Annotated in this window: 19 protein-coding genes and 1 pseudogene; 9 read left to right on the top strand and 11 right to left on the bottom strand. The window is 73.3% G+C overall.

Features of this window, described 5'->3' with window-relative positions; all coding sequences use genetic code 11:
• Nucleotides 1–2 precede the first annotated feature (2 nt).
• The 4 genes from KV394_RS10090 to KV394_RS10105 all read left to right on the top strand — a co-directional run bounded on the left by KV394_RS10090 (nucleotide 3) and on the right by KV394_RS10105 (nucleotide 3,085).
• Entirely contained in the window at nucleotides 3–758 is a 756-nt protein-coding gene (locus KV394_RS10090) for an ABC transporter permease (protein ID WP_136028501.1), read from the top strand.
• A gap of 29 nt (nucleotides 759–787) precedes the next feature.
• Nucleotides 788–1,984: a sensor histidine kinase gene (locus KV394_RS10095; protein ID WP_136045969.1), complete on the top strand. Its 1,197-nt coding sequence runs from the start codon at nucleotides 788–790 to the stop codon at nucleotides 1,982–1,984.
• A complete protein-coding gene (locus KV394_RS10100; protein WP_407665437.1) occupies nucleotides 1,981–2,613 on the top strand; it encodes a response regulator transcription factor in 633 nt (210 codons plus the stop codon). The genes KV394_RS10095 and KV394_RS10100 overlap by 4 nt, the downstream gene beginning before the upstream one ends.
• Before the next feature lie 91 nt (nucleotides 2,614–2,704).
• Nucleotides 2,705–3,085 (top strand): VOC family protein, encoded by a 381-nt coding sequence (locus tag KV394_RS10105; protein ID WP_136045970.1) that lies wholly within the window; start codon nucleotides 2,705–2,707, stop codon nucleotides 3,083–3,085.
• Nucleotides 3,086–3,206: 121 nt separating this feature from the next.
• Here KV394_RS10105 and KV394_RS10110 read toward each other — a convergent pair whose 3' ends face one another.
• Both KV394_RS10110 and KV394_RS10115 read right to left on the bottom strand, forming a co-directional pair.
• Nucleotides 3,207–4,055, bottom strand: coding sequence for a PhzF family phenazine biosynthesis protein (locus KV394_RS10110; RefSeq protein WP_247981371.1), 849 nt, complete (start codon nucleotides 4,053–4,055; stop codon nucleotides 3,207–3,209).
• A 25-nt stretch (nucleotides 4,056–4,080) separates the two neighbouring features.
• Nucleotides 4,081–5,805 carry a thiamine pyrophosphate-binding protein gene (locus tag KV394_RS10115; RefSeq protein ID WP_247981372.1) on the bottom strand — a complete coding sequence of 575 codons (1,725 nt, stop codon included), beginning with the start codon at nucleotides 5,803–5,805 and terminating at the stop codon, nucleotides 4,081–4,083.
• 165 nt (nucleotides 5,806–5,970) lie between these two features.
• Between KV394_RS10115 and KV394_RS10120 the strand changes: the two genes are divergently transcribed.
• Entirely contained in the window at nucleotides 5,971–6,480 is a 510-nt protein-coding gene (locus tag KV394_RS10120; RefSeq protein WP_136035815.1) for a phosphoribosyltransferase, read from the top strand.
• 1 nt (nucleotide 6,481) lies between these two features.
• Here KV394_RS10120 and KV394_RS10125 read toward each other — a convergent pair whose 3' ends face one another.
• The 8 genes from KV394_RS10125 to KV394_RS10160 form a co-directional block, all read right to left on the bottom strand.
• Complete coding sequence (locus KV394_RS10125) at nucleotides 6,482–8,005, bottom strand: ATP-dependent DNA ligase (protein ID WP_247981373.1); 1,524 nt, start codon at nucleotides 8,003–8,005, stop codon at nucleotides 6,482–6,484.
• A gap of 75 nt (nucleotides 8,006–8,080) precedes the next feature.
• Nucleotides 8,081–8,851, bottom strand: coding sequence for an enoyl-CoA hydratase/isomerase family protein (locus KV394_RS10130; RefSeq protein ID WP_136045974.1), 771 nt, complete (start codon nucleotides 8,849–8,851; stop codon nucleotides 8,081–8,083).
• 13 nt (nucleotides 8,852–8,864) lie between these two features.
• A complete protein-coding gene (gene paaE / locus KV394_RS10135) occupies nucleotides 8,865–10,025 on the bottom strand; it encodes a 1,2-phenylacetyl-CoA epoxidase subunit PaaE (protein ID WP_136030008.1) in 1,161 nt (386 codons plus the stop codon).
• Nucleotides 10,025–10,525 carry a 1,2-phenylacetyl-CoA epoxidase subunit PaaD gene (paaD, locus tag KV394_RS10140; RefSeq protein WP_136035818.1) on the bottom strand — a complete coding sequence of 167 codons (501 nt, stop codon included), beginning with the start codon at nucleotides 10,523–10,525 and terminating at the stop codon, nucleotides 10,025–10,027. Before paaD ends, paaE begins: the two co-directional genes overlap by 1 nt.
• Nucleotides 10,522–11,391: a 1,2-phenylacetyl-CoA epoxidase subunit PaaC gene (paaC, locus tag KV394_RS10145; protein ID WP_407665438.1), complete on the bottom strand. Its 870-nt coding sequence runs from the start codon at nucleotides 11,389–11,391 to the stop codon at nucleotides 10,522–10,524. Before paaC ends, paaD begins: the two co-directional genes overlap by 4 nt.
• Nucleotides 11,388–11,693 carry a 1,2-phenylacetyl-CoA epoxidase subunit PaaB gene (gene paaB, locus KV394_RS10150; RefSeq protein WP_247982858.1) on the bottom strand — a complete coding sequence of 102 codons (306 nt, stop codon included), beginning with the start codon at nucleotides 11,691–11,693 and terminating at the stop codon, nucleotides 11,388–11,390. The genes paaC and paaB overlap by 4 nt, the downstream gene beginning before the upstream one ends.
• Complete coding sequence (gene paaA, locus KV394_RS10155; protein WP_247981374.1) at nucleotides 11,693–12,670, bottom strand: 1,2-phenylacetyl-CoA epoxidase subunit PaaA; 978 nt, start codon at nucleotides 12,668–12,670, stop codon at nucleotides 11,693–11,695. The genes paaB and paaA overlap by 1 nt, the downstream gene beginning before the upstream one ends.
• An 88-nt stretch (nucleotides 12,671–12,758) precedes the next feature.
• A complete protein-coding gene (locus KV394_RS10160) occupies nucleotides 12,759–13,178 on the bottom strand; it encodes a pilus assembly protein CpaE (protein ID WP_136035308.1) in 420 nt (139 codons plus the stop codon).
• 89 nt (nucleotides 13,179–13,267) lie between these two features.
• On the opposite strand from KV394_RS10160, the gene KV394_RS10165 reads away from it, so the two are divergent.
• On the top strand, nucleotides 13,268–15,475 hold the full coding sequence (locus KV394_RS10165) for a RecQ family ATP-dependent DNA helicase (RefSeq protein ID WP_247981375.1): 2,208 nt from the start codon (nucleotides 13,268–13,270) through the stop codon (nucleotides 15,473–15,475).
• A 164-nt stretch (nucleotides 15,476–15,639) separates the two neighbouring features.
• On the opposite strand, the pseudogene KV394_RS10170 reads toward KV394_RS10165, so the two are convergent.
• Nucleotides 15,640–16,476 (bottom strand): annotated as a pseudogene (locus KV394_RS10170) (IclR family transcriptional regulator); the annotation flags it as partial.
• Between KV394_RS10170 and dhaK the strand changes: the two are divergent.
• The 3 genes from dhaK to ptsP are packed head-to-tail and all read left to right on the top strand — an operon-like array spanning nucleotide 16,408 to nucleotide 20,710.
• Nucleotides 16,408–17,400: a dihydroxyacetone kinase subunit DhaK gene (gene dhaK, locus KV394_RS10175; protein ID WP_136030276.1), complete on the top strand. Its 993-nt coding sequence runs from the start codon at nucleotides 16,408–16,410 to the stop codon at nucleotides 17,398–17,400. The pseudogene KV394_RS10170 and the gene dhaK overlap by 69 nt on opposite strands.
• A complete protein-coding gene (gene dhaL / locus KV394_RS10180; protein ID WP_247638494.1) occupies nucleotides 17,400–18,041 on the top strand; it encodes a dihydroxyacetone kinase subunit DhaL in 642 nt (213 codons plus the stop codon). Before dhaK ends, dhaL begins: the two co-directional genes overlap by 1 nt.
• Complete coding sequence (gene ptsP, locus KV394_RS10185) at nucleotides 18,041–20,710, top strand: phosphoenolpyruvate--protein phosphotransferase (protein ID WP_247981376.1); 2,670 nt, start codon at nucleotides 18,041–18,043, stop codon at nucleotides 20,708–20,710. The genes dhaL and ptsP overlap by 1 nt, the downstream gene beginning before the upstream one ends.
• Nucleotides 20,711–20,717 lie beyond the last annotated feature (7 nt).

Genomic DNA, 20,717 nt, shown 5'->3' on the forward strand with positions numbered 1-20,717 from the left:
CCATGCTCGTCTCACCCACCATGCTGCGCATCGAAGGCGTCCGCCAGCTGCGCAACCCGTACACCCTCGCGTTCACCCTGGCGATGCCCGTCGCCATGTATCTGCTCTTCGGGGCGGGCATGGGCTACGGCACCCTGTCCGCGGGGAACGGCAACGTCTCCTTCTACGTCATGACGTCGATGGCCGCCTACGGCACGGCGGTCGCGATGAGCTCGCTCACGTCTCTCGCCGCCACCGAGGCCAAGCAGGGGTGGGGGCGCCAGCTGGCGATGACCCCGCTCACCACGGCGGGGTACGCGCTCACGAAGCTGCTGACCGCGGTGTCGTTCGCGGCTCTGGCCCTCGTGGCCGTGTTCGTCGCCGGCATGCTCACCGGCGCGGAGGTCGAGGACGGGTGGCGCTGGGCCGCGACCGCCGGCATCATCCTCGGCATCGGCCTCATGTACGGGCTCTTCGGTCTCGGTGTCGGCCTGTTCTTCAGCTCCGACTCGGCCGCCGCCCTCGCGTCCATCTCGATGACGTTCTTCGCGTTCTTCGGCAACGTGTTCATGCCGCTCGACGGGGTGATGCTCGACATCGCCCGCTTCACACCGCTGTACGGCTTCGTCGCGCTGAGCCGCTGGCCGCTCACCGAGGGCGTGCTGACGACCGGGCAGACCGACCCGCTGTGGATGCTCTTCCTCAACGTGGCCGTGTGGCTCGCGGTGTTCGCGGTGCTGGTCGCGATGGGCATGCGGCGCTCCCGGGCGCGGCAGTGACCCGCGCCGGCCGACAGTAGGTTGGACGGATGACGCAGCGCACGCAGCGGGAGCGCTCCGGCAGCTCCCGAGCCTCCCGCGACGCCGTCCGGTCCGGCGCGGCCGGAGCTCCGGTCGCGTCGCCGCCTCCCGGCGCCGCGGACCGCTCCGGGAAGGAGCCGTGGGCACGGTTCGGATGGCTGATGGCCGTCATCTGGCTGGTTTTCCTGGTGTACCCGGTGATCGCCCTGCTGCACTCGACCGCACCGCTCGGGTGGGTCGTCACCGGCTGGGTGGCGCTCGTCGCCTTCATCGTCCTGTACGTCACGGGGTTCCTGCACGGCATGCGCGGCGGCGGAGGGCTCGGGCGGCCCCCGACGCCGCGCCAGTGGATCACCTTCGCGCTGCTCATCGCGTGCGCACTCGTGACGGTGCCGGCGGTCGGCGGTTCGGCGCTGAGCTTCCTTCCGTTCATCATGTCGTTCGCGTCGTACGGCCTCACCCGGCTGTGGCACTGGATCGCGACCGTGGCGGCGGTCGTGGTCGCCGCGGGGTGCGTGCTGCTCATCCCCGGCAACCTGACGTACGCGTCGGTCCTGGCGATCGTGGCGCTGCTCGGGGTCGTCAACACGGTGTCGACCTGGCTGATCCTGCGCTCTGCCGAGGCGGAGCGCCTCGGGCTGGAGCTGGCGACGAGCGAGGGGCGCGAGGCGGTCGCACGCGACGTGCACGACCTCATCGGCCACTCGCTGACCGTCGTCGGCCTCAAGGCCCAGCTCGCGCGACGCCTGATGGACACGGACCCCGAGCGGGCGCGGGCCGAGCTCGCCGACATCGAGCGCCTGACCGCGGAAGCCATCGCGGGCGTGCGGCAGACCGTCTCGGGGGCGCGTGCGACCACGCTGATCGAGCAGCTCGCCGCGACGGGGGACTCCCTGCGCGCGGCCGACATCCGGCTCGAGACCACGGGCGGGCCCGAGGCGCTCTCGCCCGCGCAGGCCATCACCGCGAGCTGGATCCTTCGCGAGGCGACCACGAATGTCCTGCGTCACGCGCGGGCCGACACGGTTCGGGTGCTGTTCGCGCCGGGGCGGGTGGTCGTGGAGGACGACGGCATCGGCTGCGCCTCCCGCGCCGTCGACGGCAACGGCGTCCGCGGGATGCGCGAGCGCGCCGCGGCCGCGGGAGCGTCGTTCTCGATCGGACCCGCGGGGGCGTCGGGCACGCGGGTGGAGGTGACGTGGTGAACGCGGACACGGGAGCGGGCGACAGCATCCGGCTGCTGATCGCGGACGATCAGGCTCTCGTGCGCGGCGCGCTCGCGGCCCTGCTCGACCTGGAGGCCGACCTGACCGTGAGCGGCGTGGCGTCGGACGGAGCGGAGGCGGTGCGGCTGGCGGCCGAGGTGCGTCCCGACGTGTGCCTGATGGACATCCAGATGCCGGGCGTGGACGGGGTCGAGGCGACGCGGCGGATTCGTGAGGTCAGCCCGGGCACGCGGGTGCTCGTGGTGACCACGTTCGCCAGGCCCGGGTATCTGCGGTCGGCCCTCGACGCGGGCGCGAGCGGCTTCATCGTGAAGGACACTCCCGCGGAGGATCTCGCCGAGGCCGTGCGCCGCGTGCACTCCGGGCTGCGGGTGCTCGACCCCGCGCTCGCCGAGGAGAGCCTGTTCGACGGGGCGAATCCACTCAGCGACAGGGAGCGACAGGTGCTGCGGCTCGCCGCGGACGGCCGATCCGCCGCCGCCATCGCCGCGGAGGTCTTCCTGTCGGCGGGTACGGTGCGCAACCATCTGTCGGCTGCGATCGGCAAGACCGGTGCGGTCAACCGGGCGCAGGCGGTGCGCATCGCCTCGGACAAGGGCTGGATCTGACGCGGACCCTGCCGCGGCGGTGGCGGGTGTCGGTGCCCCGGCGTACCGTGAGCCGCGACGGGCGAGGGAGCCCGGACAGGAGGAGTGCGTGATGGAGTGGAAGATCGAGCTCATCTTCGTGCCCGTGTCGGACGTCGACCGGTCGAAGGAGTTCTACGAGAGGGTCGGCTTCCACGCCGACTGGGACCACACGCCGACGGAGGGGCTGCGGTTCGTGCAGATGACGCCGCCCGGGTCGGCCTGTTCGATCGCGTTCGGCACGGGCCTCGGCGTCGCGCTGGAGCCCGGGCAGCAGAACTCGATCCAGGTGGTCGTGCCGGATGCCGACGAGGCGCTGGCTCATCTGCGCGGCCTCGGCGTCGAGGCGCGCGGGGTGCAGGAGCTCGATTGGGGGCGGTTCGTGTCGTTCGACGACCCCGACGGCAACACCTGGACCCTGCAGGAGCTCCCGGACTACAGCGCGCAGGGCTGAGGGACACGCGCGTCTCGGCGCGTGCACGGGATCGCGTCGGGGGCACGGGACGCCCGCGCGGCCGACCCGTGCCCTCGACAGCACGTCGAACGCTCGAAGCGCGCCGGGCGGGGAGAGGGCGTCATCCGATCCGCACCGCGCCGCCGGAGACGAGGATGCCGCCCGTCGCGGGCACGGCCACGCGCAGTTCGCTGGGGCGTCCGACATGGGCGCCCTGGCGGATGCGCACGCTGTCGCCGGGGAAGCCCTGGGCGCGCAGGTACGCGCCGACCGAGGCCGCCGCGGAACCCGTCGCCGGATCTTCCGTGATGCGCCCGACCGGGAACAGGTTGCGGGCCTCGATGTCGGCCGGATCCTCGGCGTGCAGCACGGTCACCGTGCCGAGCCAGCCCTGCTCGCGCATGAGGGCGGCGACCGCGGCCGGAGCGAAGCGGAACTGGTGGAACAGCTCACGGTCGGCGACGAAGACGATCGGGTGCCAGTTGCCCGCGAACGCCTCCCGCACGGGGAAGCGGGGGTCGACGTCGTCCGCGGTCATCCCGAGCAGCCCGAGCAGCCGGTCGCGCACCGCCGGGTCGAGGTCGCGCACCTGCGGCTCGACGCTCGTGAACGACACCGTCACCTGCCCGTCCGCGTCGGCGAACGACTCCATCGTCACGGCACCGGCGGCCGTCTCGAACACCACCGTGCCCGGGCCGTCGCGCTCCGCCAGCGCCACCGCCGTCGCCACCGTCGCGTGACCGCAGAAGGGGACCTCCGCGGCCGGCGACCAGTACCGCACGCGCAGCCGCGCCCCGTCATCGGAGGCGCCGGTCACGAACGCGGTCTCGGAGTACCCGACGTCGGCCGCGATCCGCTGCATCTCCGCATCGTCGAGGCCTCCGGCGTCGAGCACCACCCCCGCGGGGTTGCCGCCGTCCGGCGTCGCCGCGAACGCGCTGAAGCGGAGGATCTCGGGGGCATCCGTCATAGGGCGAGCCTAGCGGCGGGCCCGGTCAGGAGTTCACGCGGATGATCTCCTGCTGATACGGGGCGATCACGTCGCCGGAGATGCGCAGGTCGACGACGAGGAAGCGGCGCGTCGCCGGGTCCTCGGCGGTCCACGCGGCGAGCCGGTCGAGGTCGGCCAGCGTGCGCACCACGAGCCCCTCCGCCCCGACCGCGGCACCGAACGCCGCGAAGTCGACCTCGGGGATGCGCATCGGCGCCTCGGCGAGTCCCTTCAGGCCGTAGAGGTTGACCTCGGCGCCGTAGGCCGCGTCGTTCCACACGACCGCCAGCCCGCGGCCACCCGCGGCGCGGACGGCCGACTCCAGGTCGGCGATCGCCATCAGACCGCCACCGTCGCCCGAGGTCAGCACGATCGTGGAGTCCCGGCGGGCCAGGGCGGCGCCCACCACGCTCGGCCAGCCCTGACCGATCGACTGGAACGCCGTGCCGACCATCATCATGCGGTCGGGCGCCGCGACAGGCCAGTACATGTTCGCCCAGCCGATGAAGTGCCCGCCGTCCGACACCACCACACGGTCCTCCGGCAGCAGCTCGGCGATGCGGCGCGCGGCCGAGCGGGGGTCGAGGCGTCCGTCTGGCGCGAGCTCGTCACCGGCGTCGTACGTGCGCGCGGCTGCGACATCGACGCTCTCGCGCCACGGACGGGCCGGCGTCGCGTGCTCCACCGCGGAGCCGGTGCCGGAGTGCCGGCTCTCGTCGCCGAGGTCGTCCCCGGCGGTCGGGGGAGTGGCGCCGGTGAGCCGTGTCACGAGCGCCTCGGCGGCGAGCCGCGCGTCGGCCCGCACGAACCCGCCGACGTGGGCGTGCGTCGCGGCCGGGGCGACGTCGATCTGGAACACCCGCGTGCCCGGGGCGAACAGCTCGCCGAACCGCATCGTGAACTGGTTGAGCGAGGCACCGAAGACCACGGCGACGTCGGCCGTGCGCACGAGCTGCATGGCCCCGTCGGCACCGAACCCGCCCGTCACGCCGAGGTCGTACCGCGACTCGGGGAAGACGCCGCGACCGAGGGCGGACGAGGCGGTGAGCGCACCGGTCAGGGCGGCCAGCTCGCCCAGGGCGGCGCCCGCTCCGGCGAGCCACGCGCCGCGGCCGGCGAGGAGGAACGGACGCTCGGCGCCGCGCAGCGCCTCCGCGATCTCGTCGAGCATGCCCTCCGCGAACTCGCCACGGGGCGCGAGGGGAGCGGGCAGCCGCGGCGCGGGCGCCGCCGGGACGTCGCCGGCCTCCAGGGCCGCGACGTCGTAGGGGATCGCGAGCACGACCGGGACGCGGTAGGTCAGCGCGTGCTCCACCGCGATGACCGTGGTCGCCGCGGCGTCCGCGCGGCCGACGGTGTAGGTGCGGGCGCCGACGGCCGAGGCGAGCGCGATCTGATCCACGTCCCACGGGCGGGGGCCCGACGTGGGCTCGTCGCCCACCACGAGCACGAGCGGGACGTGCGCCTGCACGGCCTCGGCCAGCGCCGTGATGGTGTTCGTGAAGCCCGCGCCGTAGGTCGAGGTGCCGGCGGCGATGCGCCCGGAGGCGCGGAAGTGCGCGTCGGCGGCGACCACGGCGCCCTGCTCGTGCCGCACGGCCGTGAAGACGGCGTCGGTGTGCTTCTCGATCGCGTCGAGGAAGTAGGCGTTGCCGTTGCCCATCACCCCGAAGACGGCATCGACGTGCTGGGCGAGGGTGAGGGCGACGTGCGCGGAGACGGTGGGCATGGGGGTGCCTTTCGAGAGACAGGGACGGAGGGACTGCGGGATCCGTATGTGTCTCGCCTCCGCGACATCGCGAAGCGCTTCGTGCCTCTTTTTCAGGCACCGGCCGGGCCGGACCAGCCCAGTCTAGCGGCGGCTCCTGCCTCGCGGATGCGCGAGAATGGACCGATGACGGATGCGGCGATCGAGCGCGAGACGCTCACCTGGGACGGCTTCGGCGCGGCGACGCGCGACCTGGCGCGGAGCATCCTCGCCAGCGGCTTCGAGCCGGAGGTGGTCGTCGCGATCGCCCGCGGGGGACTGCTCCCCGCCGGTGCCATCGCCTACGGCCTCGGCGCGAAGAACTGCGGCGCGATCAACGTCGAGTTCTACACCGGCATCGGCACGGTGCTCGACGCCCCCGAGGTGCTGCCGCCCGAGCTCGACATGGCGTACCTCGACGGTCGCCGCGTGCTGCTCGTGGACGATGTGGCCGACTCCGGCCGCACCCTCGCCCTCGCGGTGCAGCTGCTGAAGGACAAGGGCGCCGACGTGCGGTCGGTGACGATCTACACCAAGCCCTCCACGATCATCCAGCCCGACTACGCCTGGAAGGACACCGATCTGTGGATCAACTTCCCGTGGTCGTTCCAGGGCACCGTGCGCGAGGAGGACGAGGGCCTCGCGCCCTCCGCCTGACTCAGCCGCGCAGCAGCGCCCGCAGCGTCTGGATCGTGTCGGCCTCGGCCGGGGTCTTGTCGTCGCGGTAGCGCTTGACCCTGGCGAACCGCAGCGCCAGTCCCCCCGGGTAGCGCGGCGACCGTTGCACGCCGTCGATAGCGATCTCCACCACCAGCTCCGGTCGCAGGAACACGGTCGAGGCGGTGCGATGCGACTCGTGCGCCGGGAACTCCTCGGTCTGCCACTCCAGCAGCGCGTCGGTCAGGCCCTTGAACGTCTTGCCCACCATCACGAACGAGCCGGGGTCGCCGAACTCGCCCTCCGGGTCGCGGGCGCCGAGGTGCAGGTTCGACAGCCACCCGCGCCGTCGGCCGGAGCCCCATTCGGCCCCGAGCACGACCAGGTCGTACGTGAGGACGGGCTTCACCTTGACCCAGGACTTGCCGCGGCGGCCGGCGGCGTAGGGGGCGTCGACGGCCTTGACCACCACGCCCTCGTGTCCGGCCGCGAGGGCCTCGCGCGACAGCTGCTCGGCGGCCTCGGGGTCGTCCGTCACGATGCCCGGCATGCGCCAGTCGCCCGCGACGGCCGCGAGCACCTCCTGGCGCACGGACAGCGGCTCGTCGAGCAGGTCGCGGCCGTCGAGGTGCAGCACGTCGAAGAACCACGGTCGCAGGGCGAGTTCGCGCGCGGCGTCGGCCCCGAACCGCGACATGGTCTCCTGGAACGGTCGCGGCCCGCCGTCTTCGTCGAGCGACAGCGTCTCGCCGTCGAGGATCACGTCCTGTGCGGGAAGTGCCCGCACGATCTCGACGATCTCCGGCAGGCGGTGCGTGACGTCGGCGAGGCTGCGGGTGTAGATGCCCACGTCGTCGCCGTGCCGGTGCACCTGGATGCGGGCGCCGTCGAGCTTGTACTCCACGGAGGCGCGGCCCGTGATCTCGAGCGCGGCGGTGGGCGTGGCCGCGGTCGCCGCCAGCATGGGCAGCACCGGGCGGCCCACCCGCAGCCCGACCTCCTCCAGCGCGCCCTCGTCTCCGGTCAGCGCCAGACGGGCGGTCTCCCCGAGGTCGCCCGAGAGCATCGCCGCGCGTCGCACGAGCGCGATGGGCTGATCGGACGCCCGGGCGATCGCGTCGAGCAGCACGCCGCCGAGCGCCCCCGTGCGCAGCTCGCCCAGCATGGCCCTGGCGAGGAAGTCCCACTCCGCGGCGGTGGACCGCGTGGCCAGGGCGCGCAGGAGGTCGCTGCGGACCCCGGCGGATCCGGCACCCGACGCCGTGGACAGCTCCTCGAACGCGTGGTCGACCTCGGCGATCGTGAGACTCGACTCCGCGGCATGGGCGATGTCGAGCGACGACAGCCCGCGCCAGCCCACCCCCAGTCGCCCCTGCCGCGGGGAGGCGAGCAGGAGACCCACGAGCGCGGGCACGACGGCCTCGTCCGCACCGCGCAGCAGCTCGGCGATCGCGTCGATCTTGGCGAGGCGCGACGAGGTGGACGCGACCTTCTCGGTCGTGGTGACGAGCTCGGAGAGCAGCATCCCCGCATCATGCCACCGGCCGCGGACACCGCGGAAGGAGCTTGACACCGCCCGCCCTGGGGCGGGGTCGCTCGCTCAGCGCCCGCGGAACTGCGGCCTGCGCTTCTCCTGGAACGCGGCGAAACCCTCGCGGTAGTCGTCGGTGTCGCACAGGGCGGCCTGCGCCGCGTTCTCGATGCCGACCGCGTCCCACAGCGTCAGCCTCTCGTCGCGGATCCGCGCCACGAGCTCCTTGCTCGCCAGGAACGCTGCCGTCGCGCCCCGGGCGGCAGCGGCGGCGGCCTCCGCGGTCGCCGACACCACCTCGTCGTCGGGGAACACGCGGGAGAACAGGCCCGACTGCACGGCCTCGGTTCCGCTCATCAGGCGCCCGGTATAGATGAGGTCGAGCGTCTTGTGCGCGCCGAGCCGGTCGAGGAACAGCGCGTGACCACCGGAGTCGAGCGTGGCCCCCAGGGCCGCGAACGGGGAGCCGATCTTCGCGGACTCGGCCACGTACACCACGTCGGTCGCGATCAGCAGTCCGAGTCCGACGCCCAGACAGGCCCCGTGCGCGACCGCGAACGTCGGTGCGGGGAACCGCGCCATGCGCTGCAGTAGCGGGGTCACCGCGCCGCCGAGGTAGCCGAGCACGTCGTCGTCGCGCGGGTCGACCGCCGAGATGTCGCGACCGGCGCAGAACGCCCTGCCCTCGCCGCGCAGGACGAGCGCCCGTACCCCGGCGTCCTCCGCCGCGTCGTAGGCGGCGTCGAGCTCGTCGAGCGCGGTCTCGTCGAGGGCGTTGAGCTTCGCGGGCGCGTTCAGGACGACCGTGGCGACGTCGTCGGCGATGGTGAGGTCGATCATGGGGCCCTCCGGATCAGACGTCGTAGTCGACGACCAGGCGGTCGCTCGTGGGGTGGGACTGGCACGTCAGCACGTAGCCGCGCTCGAGCTCGTCGGGTTCCAGCGCGTAGTTCTCCGTCATGGTGACGCTGCCCTCGATCACCCGCGCGCGACACGTGCCGCACACGCCGCCCGCACACGCGAACGGGGCGTCGGGGCGCACCCGCAGGGCCGCGTTGAGCACCGACTCGCGTGCCGCCACGGGGCTCTCCACCGTCGAGGAGACGCCGTCGAGGTTCACCTCGATGCGCACCGTCTTCTCCCCGGCGCTCACCGTCACGGGGCGCGCGGCCCGCACCGGCTCGTCACCCGTGGTGAACAGCTCGAACCGGATGTGCTCGCGCGGCACGCCCACGTCGGCGAGCACCGCGCGGCACAGGTCGACGAGCGCGAGCGGCCCGCACAGGAACCACTCGTCCACATCGGAGGGGTCGATCAGCGATCCGAGGATCGTGCGCAGCTTGGGCTCGTCGAGGCGGCCGGACAGCACGGGGGCCGTGCGCTGCTCGCGCGACAGCACGTGATGCAGCGTGAGCCGGGTGGGGTAGCGGTCCTTCAGGTCGGCGAGGTCCTCCAGGAACATCACGTCGAGGGTCGAGCGGTTCGTGAACAGCAGCGTGAACCGCGAGGTCCGCGACCGCGTCAGCACGGTGTGCGCGAGGGCCATCAGCGGAGTGATGCCCGATCCGGCGGCGATGCCCACCACGTGCTTCTGGTCGAGGTCGTCGAGCCCCGAGGTGAAGGTGCCCTGCGGGCTCATCACGTCGATGCGGAAGCCGGGGTGCAGACCCGTCTGCGCCCACGTGGAGAAGAGCCCGCCCTCGTCGCGCTTGACCGCCACGCTCAGGCGCGTCGGCCGTCCGTCGGTGCGGTGCTCGGGAGCGCGGCACAGCGAGTACGAACGCCGCACCTCCTCGCCGTCGAGGGTCGTGCGCAGCGCCACATACTGGCCCGGCAGATGGTCGTAGTCGTCGGCGAGCTCGGGCGGCACCGTGAAGGTGACCTCGACGGAATCCTCGGTCAGCGGACGCACGTCCTCGACCTCGAGCGTGTGGAACCGCGCGCGCGTGCGCTCGCGGGAGGCGGGTGCGGCGGCCGCGGGCGGCGTCGCCCGCGCGGGGGAGAACAGCGACATCAGTGCACCTTGAAGTGGTCGAAGGGTTCCAGGCACGCGCGGCACTCGTACAGCGCCTTGCACGAGGTCGAGCCGAAGCGCGACACCTCACGGGTGTCGAGCGAGCCGCAGCGCGGGCACCGCACGCTCAGCGCGAGCCGGATGGGCCCCGACGACACCGCGGCGCGGCCGCTGGGCGGGGCGATGCCGTACTCCCGGAGCTTCTGCGCGCCGGCGTCGCTCATCCAGTCGGTGGTCCACGCGGGGGACAGCACGAGCCGCACCTCGACCTGCGCCCAGCCCGCCGCGGTGAGCGCCAGCACGACGTCGTCGCGGATGGTGTCCATCGCCGGGCAGCCGCTGTACGTCGGGGTGATGTCGACCCGCACCGTGTCGCCGTGCACCTCGACCGCGCGCAGCACGCCGAGGTCCTCGATCGTGAGCACGGGCACCTCGGGATCGGGCACGGCCGCGGCGATCCGCCACGCCTCGGCCCGCGACCCGGCCGCTGTGCCGGTCACCACGACGCCCCCGGGTGCCGTCGCGCCAGCACCTGCATCTCGGCGAGGAGGTGGCCCAGCGGGGTCGCATGAGCGCCGCGGCGGCCGCCCGCCGACGACGCCGACACGGCGGGGACGGCGAGGTCGGCCTCGGCGAACACGGTGTCCACGACCGCGTCGAACCCCGGGCGCAGCGCGGAGGGGCGCACGGCCGCGTCGCCGAGTCGATCGATGAGCGGCTCGTCGCGGAACAGCTCGTCGACATACGGCCACACGTCGGTCAGGGCCCGGATCATCCGCGCGCGAGACTCGTCCGTGCCGCCCGCGAGCCGCAGCACCCACTGCACGGCGTGGTCGCGGTGGTAATCGACCTCCTTGAGGGCCTTTTCCGCGATCGCCGCCAACGTGGGCTCCGAGCTCGCGCGCAGGGCGGCGTACAGCTCCACGAGGTACGCCGACACGACGAACTGCCGCGCGATGGTCTGGGCGAAGTCGCCGTTGGGCTGCTCCACGATCCAGGCGCTGCGGAACTCGGGCTCGTCGCGGAAGTAGGCCAGGTCGTCCTCGGAGCGGCCGTCCCAGGATCCGGCGAAGTGCAGGAACGAGCGGGCGTGCCCGAGCAGGTCGAGGGCGATGTTGCCGAGCGCCACGTCCTCCTCCAGCTCCGGCGCGCGGGAGATCCACGCGCCGAGCTGCTGCGACAGGATCAGGGCGTCGTCGCCCAGCCAGAGCGCGTACTCGGCGAGGTCGGCGCTGGTCGCGGTGGTGCCGGCGCCCGCCAGCTCCTCGCTCAGCCGCAGTTCGTCGACCGAGACGTCTCCGTGCACGTCGGTTCCGTGCACGTCGGTTCCGTGCACGTCGGTGTGCCCGTGCTGCTGCGCGCTCACAGGTGCGGCACCCCCTCGGAGGCGGTGTAGTACACCGCGTGCCGGTAGTTCTTGCCGGCCGGGCTCTCGAAGTAGGCGCCCTTGGCGTCGGGGTCGCTGGTGGTGATGGCGTCGGCCGGCACGGCCCAGATCGACACGCCCTCGCCGCGCCGCGTGTAGAGGTCGCGGGCGCTGCGGATCGCCATGTCGGCGTCTGGCGCGTGCAGCGAGCCGACGTGCACGTGGCTCAGGCCGCGGTTCGCGCGCACGAAGATCTCCCACAGGGGCCAGGGCTCGCGCTGGTCGGCGCCGGGGGTGGCCATCACGCGACCGCCTTCGCCTTGAGGGCCTGCTTGCGGGCGTACTCGGCGGCGGCCTCGCGCACCCAGGCGCCCTCCTCGTGGGCGGTGCGGCGGCGCTCCAGCCGTTCCGCGTTGCACGGTCCGTTGCCGCGCAGCACCTGGAAGAACTCGTCCCAGTCGATCTCGCCCATCTCGTAGCGGCCGGTCTCCTCGTCGAAGCGCAGGTCGGGGTCGGGCAGGGTGACGCCGAGGATCTCGGCCTGGGGCACGAGCATGCTCACGAAGCGCTGGCGCAGCTCGTCGTTGGAGAAGCGCTTGATCTTCCAGGCCATCGACTGCGCGGAGTTGGGGGACTGGTCGTCGGGCGGGCCGAACATCGCCAGGCTCGGCCAGTACCAGCGGTCCACGGCGTCCTGCGCCATCTGCCGCTGCTCCTCCGTGCCGCGCATGAGGGTGAGGAGGATCTCGAAGCCCTGCCGCTGGTGGAACGACTCCTCCTTGCAGATGCGCACCATCGCCCGGCCGTAGGGGCCGTAGGAGGCGCGGCACAGCGGCACCTGGTTGCAGATGGCGGCGCCGTCGACGAGCCAGCCGATCGCCCCCATGTCGGCCCAGGTGGGGGTGGGGTAGTTGAAGATCGACGAGTACTTGGCCTTGCCGGAGATGAGCTGGTCCATCATCTCGTCGCGCGTGATGCCGAGGGTCTGCGCGGCGGAGTAGAGGTAGAGCCCGTGTCCGGCCTCGTCCTGCACCTTCGCCATCAGGATGGCCTTGCGCTTGAGGCTGGGCGCGCGCGTGATCCAGTTGCCCTCCGGCTGCATGCCGATGATCTCGGAGTGCGCGTGCTGGGAGATCTGCCGGATGAGCGTCTTGCGGTACGCCTCCGGCATCCAGTCGCGCGGCTCGATGCGCTGCTCGTTCGCGATGAGCTCCTCGAACAGGCGCTCCTCCGCGGAGGCCTCGTCCGTCACGAGGGACAGGTCTGCAGGACTGGTCATCGTCGACTCCTCGCCATCCGGCCTTCTTTACTGACCGATCGTTAGGTAATTCTGACACAGCGATCGTCGGTATTCAACCGGCGCCGGATCAGAGCGAGCGCGACACGAGCGCGAGCAGGGCCCGGCCGTAGGCCTCCGCGGGGTCGGGGTGCTCGAACGTGAGCGGCTCCCCGGCGATCTCGATCTCCACGCGGAACGTGTCTGGCAGCCGGACGAGGGAGCGGAACGTACCGCGGAGAAGTTCGCGCAGCTGATCCTCGCGGGGCAACCACACCGCATCAGCCAGGGTCACCGCATCGAGCGCCCACTCGGTCGTGCCGTTGAACGCCAGGTCGGTGCCGCTGGGGGTCTGCCGCGCCTCGATCGTCATCCCGCTCACGGTGAACACGTCGGCCTCGGCCTCCAGCTCCACCTCGTCGGGGAGGTCCAGCTGGAAACGGTCGCCCTCCGCGGGGTGCCAGGTGAGTCCCGCATCGCGCAGGGCGACGGCGAGTTCGCGCGTGATCATCCCTCCACGCTAGACGCCACGCGGCAGCCGTCCCCCGATCGCGGGCCGCGACGACCGGGCTGTCGGCGGTGTGCGGCAGAGTGGAAGACATGACCTCCGCACCCGCCGACACCGCCCGCGACACCGCCCGCGCCGCCCTCGCCGAGCTGGTCGGGCGCGCCGACGTCGACTTCCACGACGGGCAGTACGAGGCGATCGAGGCCCTGGTGGAAGGGCGCCGCCGCGCGCTCGTGGTGCAGCGCACCGGCTGGGGCAAGTCCGCGGTGTACTTCGTGGCCACGCTGCTGCGCCGACGGCAGGGCGCCGGCCCCACCGTGCTGGTGTCGCCGCTGCTCGCCCTCATGCGCGATCAGATCGCGGCCGCCGAGCGCGCGGGCGTGCGGGCGGTGGCGATCAACTCCACGAACGCGCACGAGTGGGCGGAGGTGGAGGGGCGGCTCGCGCGCGACGAGGTCGACGTGCTGCTGGTGTCGCCCGAACGGCTCAACAACCCCGCCTTCCGCGAGCAGCAGCTGCCCGCGCTCGTGGCCCGCCTCGGCATGCTCGTCGTCGACGAGGCGCACTGCATCAGCGACTGGGGGCACGACTTCCGGCCCGACTACCGCCGCCTGCGCGACCTGATCGGCCAGCTCCCGACCGACGTGCCGGTTCTGGCCACGACCGCGACCGCCAACAGCCGCGTGGTGGCCGACGTCGCCGAGCAGCTCGGAGCGCTGCCGACCGGGGAGGCCGGTGGGGCTGTGGCGTCCGCTGCACCGGGTGCGGGTGCGGGTGCGGATGCGGATGCGGAAACGGAAGCGGAAGCGGGTGCCGGTGCGGGAGCCGTGCCGGTGCTGACGATCCGCGGACCCCTGGCCCGCACGTCGCTGCGGCTCGGCGTGCTGCGCCTGCGCGACTCGGCCAGCCGCCTGGCCTGGCTGCTGAGCCACCTCGACGACCTTCCGGGCTCCGGCATCATCTACACGCTCACGGTCGCCGCGGCCGTCGACACCGCGCGACTGCTGCGTGAGCACGGGCATGAGGTGCGCGCCTATACCGGGCAGACCGATGCCGAGGAGCGCGCCGAGTCGGAGGGCATGCTCAAGCGCAACGAGGTCAAGGCGCTCGTGGCCACCAGCGCCCTGGGCATGGGCTTCGACAAGCCCGACCTCGGCTTCGTCGTGCACCTCGGCGCGCCGTCGTCGCCCGTCGCGTACTACCAGCAGGTGGGCCGTGCGGGCCGAGCGAGCGACAACGCCGACGTGCTGCTGCTGCCCGGGGTCGAGGACCGCGACATCTGGCACTACTTCGCGACCGCGTCGATGCCCGACCGTGAGCGCGCCGAACGGGTGATCGCCGCGCTCGGCGACGCTCCGATCTCGACCCCGGCGCTGGAGGCCCTGGTCGACATCCGCCGCACGCCGCTGGAGTTGCTGCTCAAGGTGCTCGACGTCGACGGAGCCGTGCGGCGCGTGCAGGGCGGCTGGATCGCGACGGGAGCGCCGTGGGCCTACGACGCCGAGCGCTACGAGCGCATCGCCGCCGAGCGGGTCGCCGAGCAGCAGCACATGCTCGACTACGAGCGGACCGACGGCTGCCGCATGGAGTTCCTGCAGCGGGCGCTCGACGACGAGACCGCCGCGCCCTGCGGTCGCTGCGACACCTGCGCGGGCGTCTGGTTCCCGACCGAGGTGGCGTCGACGGCCAGCGCGCAGGCGGCGGAGTCGCTCGACCGCGTGGGCGTGCCGATCGAGCCGCGGCGCGCCTGGCCGACCGGCGCCGACCGCCTCGACGTGCCCGTCAAGGGCCGCATCCCCGCGGACGAGCAGGCCGAGGAGGGGCGTGCGCTGGCGCGGCTCACCGATCTGGGCTGGGGCGGCGCGCTGCGCGACACCTTCGCCGCGGGCGCCCCCGATGCCGCGGTGACCCCGCAGCTGGTGCAGGCGTGCGTGCGCGTGCTCGCCGGGTGGGGGTGGGTGGAGCGGCCCGTCGCCGTGGTCGCCCTGCCCTCGCGGTCGCGGCCGCTGCTGGTGGACTCGCTGGCGCGAGGACTGGCCGACATCGGGCGACTGCCGTACCTGGGCGCTCTGGAGCTGCGCGGCGGGGGACCGTCCGGCCAGTCGGGAGGGAACAGCGTGTTCCGGCTCGCGGGCGTGTGGGACCGCTTCGACGCGTCGCACCTCGAGGTGCCAGCGGGCCCCGTGCTGCTGGTCGACGACCTCGTCGACAGTCGCTGGACCATGACGGTCGCCGCGCGCACCCTCCGTCGTGCCGGGGCCACCGCGGTGCTCCCGTTCGCGCTCGCCCTCCGCGGCTGACGCCGGGGCCCCGGGCTCAGTCGTCGGCGGGGGAGATGCGCGGGGGCCAGGAGGTCGCGCCGAGCTCGCGGGAGATGTTCCTCGCGGTTCTCGCGCAGAGCGTTCACGACGGCGTCCGAGGCGGGGGTCTGCGAGGTCGGCAGGACCACGGCGACCGCGGCGACGATCGCGTCGGAGGCATCGGCGACGGGCGCCGCGAGCGACGACTCACCGAGCACGGCCTCGTCGAACTCGCCCGCCATACCCCGCTCGGCGATCGCGGGCAGCTCCAGCGTCAACCGCGCGACGTCGGTGACCGTGTCGCCGGTGAGGCTGCGCAGCGGTGCGTCGAACACCGTCCGCTGGAACCCCTGGTCGTACGCGAGCAGCACCTTGCCCATCGCGGAGGCGTGCGCGGGGATCGCCATACCGGTCTCGAGCATCTGCTGGCTGTCGTCGGGGCGCAGGTTGTGATGGATCACCAGCACGTCGGTGAAGTGCGGCGCTCCCAGGCGCACGGAGAGGTGCGTGCGGCGGGCGAGCTCCTGGGTCCAGCGCATGGACCGGGCCCGCACGTCGAGGCTGTCGAGGTACACGTTGCTGAGGCGCAGCAGGGTGGGGCCGAGCATGTAGCGCTGCCCTCCGCGCTCCTTCGCGACCAGGCCGTGCGCGCGCAGCGACTTCACGATGCCGTGCACGGTCGACGGCGGCAGGCCGAGCGCGCTCGACAGGTCGGTGATGCCGAGGTGGCGCGCCCCCTGCAGCAGGTCGAGGATCTTCGCAGCACGGTCGATCGCCTGGATCATCCGCGTCTCCTTCCGGTCGTCGTCGACCCGGTCGCGCCGGTCGCCTGAACGATCTTGACAAGCCGGCAGGCTCCGAGCATATTCGACATTAACGAATTCCTTTCGGATTTTCGGGACAGCGCACGATGCATCAAAGGAGATCGCACGATGAAGAAGCTCATCAACGCCCCGGAAGACGTCCTCGTCGAATCCCTGCGGGGCGTCGCCGCCGCTCATCCGGAGCTGTCGGTGGATCTGGAGAACCACGTCATCACGCGGGCCACGCCCAAGGCGCAGGGCAAGGTCGCCGTCGTGTCCGGTGGCGGGTCGGGACACGAGCCCCTGCACGGCGGCTACGTGGGCACGGGCATGCTCGATGCGGCCGTCGCCGGGGAGGTCTTCACCTCACCCACCCCCGACCGCGTGCAGGTGGCGACCCAGGCCGTCGACCGTGGCGCCGGCGTGCTGCACATCGTGAAGAACTACACCGGCGACGTGCTCAACTTCGAGATGGCCGCTGAGCTCGCGTCGATGGAGGGCATCGAGGTGGGCACGGTCGTGGTCGACGACGACGTCGCGGTGCAGGACTCGCTGTACACGGCCGGACGCCGCGGAGTCGGGCTCACGGTGCTGCTGGAGAAGCTCGTGGGCGCCGCCGCCGAGGAGGGCCGCGACCTCGCGTCCGTCGTCGAGCTGGCGAAGCGCATCAACGGACAGGGGCGCTCGATGGGCATGGCGCTCACGAGCTGCACGGTGCCCGCCGCGGGCAAGCCCACGTTCGACCTCCCGGACGACCAGATGGAGATCGGCATCGGCATCCACGGCGAGCCGGGCCGACACCGCGAGCCGCTCGCGCCCGCGTCCGACATCGCCCGCCAGCTCGTCGAACCCATCCTGGGCGACATCGACGCGGCCGGTCCCGCGATCGTGATGCTCAACGGCATGGGTGCGACCCCGCTCATCGAGCTCTACCTCATGTACGGCGAGGTCGCCGCGATCCTGGAGAAGTCGGGCGTGCAGATCGCCCGCAACCTCGTCGGCAACTACATCACCTCGCTCGACATGGCCGGCTGCTCGGTCACGGTGCTGAAGGCCGACGACGAGCTGCTGCGGCTGTGGGACGCACCCGTGGTCACCCCCGGCCTGCGGTGGGGCGCCTGATGGCGGCCGTCGGCACCGCGCAGCTCGCGGACTGGATCACCCGTTACCGCGACGCGGTCACCGCGCAGCGCGACTGGCTCACCGAGCTGGACTCCGCGATCGGCGACGCCGACCACGGCGCCAACATGGCCCGCGGCTTCGCGGCCGTGGGAGACAAGTTGGCCGCGGGGACCCCGGCCACGGTCGACGAGCTGCTGAAGACGGTCGGCATGACGCTCGTGAGCTCGGTGGGCGGAGCGAGCGGCCCGCTGTACGGCACCTTCTTCCTGCGCATGGGCATGTCCGCCGGAGCGGTCTCGGAGCTGGACGGCCCCGCGCTCGCCGCGGCCCTGCGTGCCGGACTCGAGGGCATCGTCGCCCGCGGCAAACCCGAGGCGGGGGACAAGACCATGTACGACGCGATGGCGCCGGCGGTCGATGCGTTCGACGCGGCGCTCGCCGACGGATCCTCGGTGGGCGACGCCGCCCGGGCGGCGGCCGACGCGGCGGCCGCGGGGCGCGACGCCACCCTCGACCTGGTGGCGCGCAAGGGGCGCGCCAGCTACCTGGGCGAACGCAGCGCGGGGCACCTCGACCCGGGCGCGGCCTCCACCGCGATCCTGTTCGACACGCTCGCCGCCGCGATCGCGGACAGCGCCTGATGATCGGCATCGTCGCCGTCTCCCACAGCGCCCGGCTCGGGGAGGCGGCGCTCGAGCTCGCCCTCCAGATGGTGCCGGGGGGAGGCGTGCGCGTCGAGGTGGCGGCGGGCGCGGGGGTCGACGCCGACGGTGCCCCGGTACTCGGGACCGACGCCGTGGCCGTCGCGACCGCGATCGATGCGCTCGCCGCGGACTGCGACGGGGTGCTGGTGCTGATGGACCTCGGGTCCGCGGTGCTGAGCGCCGAGCTCGCGCTGGAGCTGCGGGCGAGCGACGTGCCGGTGCGCCTGGCGCCCGCGCCGTTCGTGGAGGGGCTGCTCGCCGCCGTGGTCGCCGCGGCGGCCGGGGCCGACCTCGACGCCGTGGCCGCGGAAGCGACCGGAGCGCTGGTGGCGAAGAGCGGACAGCTCGGGGAGCCCGAGGCGGAGGCGGGCGCCGCCGGGAGCACGGGGGTGGGAACGGGTACGACGACCGGGTCCGCGGCCGTGCCGGAGTCGGGCGCGCATGGGGAGGGCGCGAGTGTGCGTCGCGTGCGGGTGCGCAACCCGCTGGGCATCCACGCGCGCCCGGCCGCCCTGATCGCGGAGGCCGCCGGTGGCGCGGACGTGCGCCTGCGACGGCTGCCCGATGGGATCGAGGCGGCGGCGCGCAGCCTCACGCGCCTGCTCGCGCTCGGAGCGCGGCAGGGCACGGAGTTCGAGCTGATCGGCCGTGGTCCCGACGCCGCGGCCGCCCTCGACCGGCTGGTCGCCCTGTTCGACGACGGCTTCGGCGAGGGCGTGGAGGACGCACAGCGCGACGACACTCGAGCCGCGGACGGTGCCGGCGGAGAGGGCGCTCGCGCCAGCGTCGGGGGTCCGGATGCGTCCGTCGCGGCGGACGGTCCGGGTGCTGCCGCCGCCGCGGAGACCGGGGGCCGTGGCGCCGGCGCGGAGACGAACGACGCCCGCGGGGAGAGAGCGGGTTCGGCTGCGGACGCAGCGGGTGTGGACGGCGATGCGGACGGACCGGTGCCGATCGAGCCCGGGGCCGTGCTGCGGGGGCGCGGTGTGAGCCCGGGGAGGGTCGCGGCGCCGGTGGTGCACGTGGCGCCGCCGCTGCCGGAGCCCGACGCCGAGACGGTGGTCGCGCCGGACGAGCGCGAGGCCGAGGTGTCGGCGATCGAATGGGCCGCGGTGGCCGTGGCCGACCAGTTGCGCTCGCGCACGGCTCAGGCGACCGGCGAGGCCCGCGCGATCCTCGATGCGTCCCGGCTCCTCGCGTCCGACCCGGAGCTGGTGTCGGAGGCGACGGAGCTCGTGCGCGCGCAGGGACGCACGGCCGCGCGCGCCGTCTGGGAGACGTCCGCGACGCACGAGAAGGCCCTCCTCGCGCTCGGCGGCCGGATGGCCGAGCGCGCCGCCGACATCCGCGACGTGCGTGATCGCATCATCGCGGAGATCCTGCGGGTCGACCTGCCGGGTGTGCCGGAGCGCGACGAGCCGTTCGTGCTGGTGGCGACCGACCTGTCGCCGGCCGACACCGCCACCCTGGACGGGGGGCGGTGCGTGGCGCTGGTGACGGAGCAGGGCGGCCCGACCTCGCACACTGCGATCATCGCGCGGTCGCTCGGGCTCCCCGCGGTGGTGGGGCTCGCCGGTGCCCTCGGGGTCTCCGAGGGCACCACCGTGCTGGTGGATGGAGAACGCGGCACCGTGACGGTCGATCCGGATGAGGTCGACGTGGCGTCCGCGCGCGCGGCGTCCACCGTCGTGACCTTCGACGGTCGCGGGCGCCTGGCGGACGGGATGCGCCTCCCGCTGCTCGCCAACGTCGGCGGTGCGAGCGATGCTGCGGCGGCGGCGGCCGCGCAGGCGGAGGGCGTCGGCCTGTTCCGCACCGAGTTCTGCTTCCTCGGCCGTGTCGATGCGCCGACGATCGACGAGCAGGTCGAGGCGTATCGCGGAGTGCTCGCCGCGTTCCCCGGCCGCAAGGTGGTGGTGCGCACGCTCGATGCGGGCAGCGACAAGCCGCTGCCCTTCGCGAACGCCGATCACGAGGACAACCCGGCCCTCGGTGTGCGCGGACTGCGCATCGCCCGGCGGAACCCCGCCCTGCTCGACGATCAGCTGCGGGCGCTCGCACGCGCGGCGGATGCGGAGTCGGCCGAGGTCGAGGTGATGGCGCCGATGGTCGCGACCGTCGAGGAGGCGCGGGAGTTCGCGGAGCGGTGTCACGCCGCCGGGCTGGACCGGGTCGGGATCATGATCGAGACGCCCGCTGCCGCCCTGCTGGCGGCCGAGCTGTTCGAGGTCGTGGACTTCGTGAGCCTCGGGACGAACGACCTCGCCCAGTACACGCTGGCGGCCGACCGCCTGCTGAGCGACCTCGGCGAGCTGAACGACCCGTGGCAGCCCGCAGTCCTGCGCCTGATCGGCATGGTGGGTGCGGCAGGTCGCGCGGCGGGGAAGCCGGTCGGGGTGTGCGGTGAGGCCGGGGGCGATCCGGCCCTCGCTCCCGTGCTGGTCGGGCTCGGCGTGACCTCCCTGTCGATGACCCCGCGTGCGCTCGGACGGGTGGCCGCGGCGCTGGACGCGGTGACCGTCGAGGACTGCCGTCGGATGGCCGAGGCCGCGGCCGGCGCCCCCACGGCGGCCGAGGCGCGGGCGGCCGTGACGCGCGCCGGGTGACGGCGCC

This window comes from Microbacterium sufflavum (assembly GCF_023101165.1).
GTDB classification, from domain to species: domain Bacteria; phylum Actinomycetota; class Actinomycetes; order Actinomycetales; family Microbacteriaceae; genus Microbacterium; species Microbacterium sufflavum.

Excerpts from the sequence above, each read along its gene's own strand:
- KV394_RS10090 (WP_136028501.1), top strand. The coding sequence starts at position 3 with ATGCTCGTCTCACCCACCATGCTGCGCATCGAAGGCGTCCGCCAGCTG.
- KV394_RS10095 (WP_136045969.1), top strand. The coding sequence starts at position 788 with ATGACGCAGCGCACGCAGCGGGAGCGCTCCGGCAGCTCCCGAGCCTCC.
- KV394_RS10105 (WP_136045970.1), top strand. The coding sequence starts at position 2,705 with ATGGAGTGGAAGATCGAGCTCATCTTCGTGCCCGTGTCGGACGTCGAC.
- KV394_RS10110 (WP_247981371.1), bottom strand. The coding sequence starts at position 4,055 with ATGACGGATGCCCCCGAGATCCTCCGCTTCAGCGCGTTCGCGGCGACG.
- KV394_RS10115 (WP_247981372.1), bottom strand. The coding sequence starts at position 5,805 with ATGCCCACCGTCTCCGCGCACGTCGCCCTCACCCTCGCCCAGCACGTC.
- KV394_RS10120 (WP_136035815.1), top strand. The coding sequence starts at position 5,971 with ATGACGGATGCGGCGATCGAGCGCGAGACGCTCACCTGGGACGGCTTC.
- KV394_RS10125 (WP_247981373.1), bottom strand. The coding sequence starts at position 8,005 with ATGCTGCTCTCCGAGCTCGTCACCACGACCGAGAAGGTCGCGTCCACC.
- KV394_RS10130 (WP_136045974.1), bottom strand. The coding sequence starts at position 8,851 with ATGATCGACCTCACCATCGCCGACGACGTCGCCACGGTCGTCCTGAAC.
- paaE (WP_136030008.1), bottom strand. The coding sequence starts at position 10,025 with ATGTCGCTGTTCTCCCCCGCGCGGGCGACGCCGCCCGCGGCCGCCGCA.
- paaB (WP_247982858.1), bottom strand. The coding sequence starts at position 11,693 with ATGGCCACCCCCGGCGCCGACCAGCGCGAGCCCTGGCCCCTGTGGGAG.
- paaA (WP_247981374.1), bottom strand. The coding sequence starts at position 12,670 with ATGACCAGTCCTGCAGACCTGTCCCTCGTGACGGACGAGGCCTCCGCG.
- KV394_RS10160 (WP_136035308.1), bottom strand. The coding sequence starts at position 13,178 with ATGATCACGCGCGAACTCGCCGTCGCCCTGCGCGATGCGGGACTCACC.
- KV394_RS10165 (WP_247981375.1), top strand. The coding sequence starts at position 13,268 with ATGACCTCCGCACCCGCCGACACCGCCCGCGACACCGCCCGCGCCGCC.
- dhaK (WP_136030276.1), top strand. The coding sequence starts at position 16,408 with ATGAAGAAGCTCATCAACGCCCCGGAAGACGTCCTCGTCGAATCCCTG.
- dhaL (WP_247638494.1), top strand. The coding sequence starts at position 17,400 with ATGGCGGCCGTCGGCACCGCGCAGCTCGCGGACTGGATCACCCGTTAC.
- ptsP (WP_247981376.1), top strand. The coding sequence starts at position 18,041 with ATGATCGGCATCGTCGCCGTCTCCCACAGCGCCCGGCTCGGGGAGGCG.